The following is a 2,331-nucleotide window of genomic DNA, read 5'->3' as shown; positions in this document are numbered from 1 at the left end:
TGGGAAGAGCGGCACCGGCCCGCACCCCCACCCGGCCTCCCAACGGCAGGATACACTGTGGGAGGCCGGGTGGGGGTGCGGGCCGGTGCCGCCCTCGCGCCGACAGGCGCGCACAAAGAACGCGCACCCCCCGCTCAGTCGAGCCTGGCGAGGAAGTTCTCGGCCTGGGCGATCAGCGCCCGCTGGCGGTCCGGGGCCATCCGGTCCCAGCTGCGATAGGGCATGGCGAGGCGCGGATTGCCGCCCAGCACCGGCCGGTTGCGGTCGAGGAAATGCCAGTAAAGGCTGTTGAACGGGCAGGCATCCGGCCCGGTCTTGACCGCCACCTTGTACCGGCAGCCGCCGCAATAATCCGACATGCGGTCGATATAGGCCCCCGACGCGGCATAGGGCTTGGACGCAAGCACGCCGCCATCGGCAAACTGGCTCATCCCCAGCGTGTTGGGCAGTTCGACCCATTCATAGGCATCGGCATAGACCGCCAGATACCATTCATGCACCGCCACCGGGTCCGCGCCGATCAGCAGCGCGAAGTTTCCCGTGACCATCAGCCGCTGGATGTGATGCGCATAAGCAAGGTCGAGCGTCTGGCCGATCGCCTCGGCCAGGCAGCGCATGTCGGTCCGCCCGGTCCAGTAGAAACCGGGCAGCGGCCGCGTCGCGCCCAGCGCGTTGCGCTGCGCATAATCAGGGCCTGCCCACCAATAGATGCCGCGCACATATTCGCGCCAGCCGATCACCTGGCGGATAAAGCCCTCGGCGGCGTTGAGCGGCGCGCGCCCGGCACGATATTCGGCCTCGACCGCGCGGCACAACTCCAGCGGGTCGAGCAGCCCGGCATTGAGATAGGGGCTGAGCACCGCGTGCCACAGATAGGGCCGCCCGGCGAGCATCGCGTCCTGATAGTCGCCGAACCGGGGCAGCGCCTCGGCCAGAAAACGCGACTGCGCGGCCAGCGCCCCGGCGCGCGTGACCGCAAAGGCAAAGCGGTCGAGCCGCCCCGGATGATCGGCAAAGCGCGCCGCGACCAGCGCCAGCACCTCGGCGGTGATCTGATCGGGCTGCTCGGCATGGGGGGTGGGCACGAACAGATCGGCGGTGGCGGGCTTGCGATTGTCGTGATCGTAATTCCACTGCCCGCCCTCGGGCGCGTCGCCATCCATCAGCAGCCCGGTCTGGCGGCGCATGTCGCGGTAGAAATATTCCATCCGCAGCTGCTTGCGCCCATCGGCCCAGCGCGCGAACGTCGCCGGCGAACAGATGAACCGGTCATCGCCGCGAATCTCGACCGGCAGGCCGAACAGCGTTTCCCACGCCTCGATCATCGCCTGCACCCGCCATTCGCCGGCATGGGTGACGATGATTCGCGCGGGCGCATGGCGGGCAATGGCGCGCGCGACCTCGCCGGTCAGGCTGCCGCTGTTGTCGGGATCGTCGAGGCGAACATAATCGACGCGCCAGCCGGCGGCGCGCAGCGCCTCGGCATGATGGCGCATCGCCGACAGGATGAAGGCGATCTTGGCCTTGTGGTGGCGGACATAGACGGCCTCGCCCGCCACCTCCATCATCAGCACGACCGCATCGGCCGGGTCGACGCCACGCAGCGCCGACAGCCCGGCCGACAGCTGGTCGCCAATCACGGGAACCAGAATCGTCATGGAAGCGGTCCCCGGCCCAAGCGCCTCACTTGGGCGCGAGCACCATCAGCATCTGCCGGCCTTCCATGCGCGGATGCGCCTCGACCTTGGCGATTTCGGTGACATCGCCCTGCACGCGCTGGAGCAGGATCATGCCGAGCTGGCCATGGCTGAGTTCGCGGCCGCGAAAGCGCAGCGTGACCTTCACCTTGTCGCCGTCACCGATGAACTCGATGATCTTCTTCATCTTCGTATCATAATCATGATCGTCGATGTTCGGACGCATTTTGATCTCTTTGATCTCCTGCGTCTTCTGCGACTTGCGGGCGAGGTTCGCCTTTTTCTGCGCCTCGTACTTGAACTTGCCGACATCGAGGAATTTGGCGACGGGCGGGTCGGCGTTGGGCGACACCTCGACCAGATCGAGCCCGACGCTCTGCGCCTGCTCCATCGCCTCGCGCGTGTACATCACGCCGAGATTCTCGCCATTCTCATCAATCACCCGCACCTTGGGCGACTGGATGAACTCATTGTACCGCGGACCATTCATCGGCGGGGGCGCCATCGGACGCCGCATCATGGGAGGACGTATAGAGCTTCTCCTGTTGAGCAATCGAACTGCCCCAACCTAATGGTTCGGGGCGTGCATTGAAAGCGGCTTTACCGGGCCGGGGTGTTGTTTGTGGCGGGCCGG

2 protein-coding genes are annotated in these 2,331 nt (G+C 66.3%); both read right to left on the bottom strand.

The genetic code is table 11. The annotated features are described in order from the left end of the window. Positions 1-134: 134 nt before the first annotated feature. Positions 135-1,658, bottom strand: coding sequence for a cryptochrome/photolyase family protein (locus tag OPU66_RS14850; RefSeq protein WP_498554424.1), 1,524 nt, complete (start codon positions 1,656-1,658; stop codon positions 135-137). Positions 1,659-1,683: 25 nt separating this feature from the next. After that, a complete protein-coding gene (gene infC, locus OPU66_RS14845; protein ID WP_498554423.1) occupies positions 1,684-2,217 on the bottom strand; it encodes a translation initiation factor IF-3 in 534 nt (177 codons plus the stop codon). Between the last annotated feature and the right edge of the window lie 114 nt (positions 2,218-2,331).

This window comes from Sphingomonas sp. URJC2, from assembly GCF_059803575.1.
This window is presented reverse-complemented; position numbering and strand designations above follow the sequence as displayed.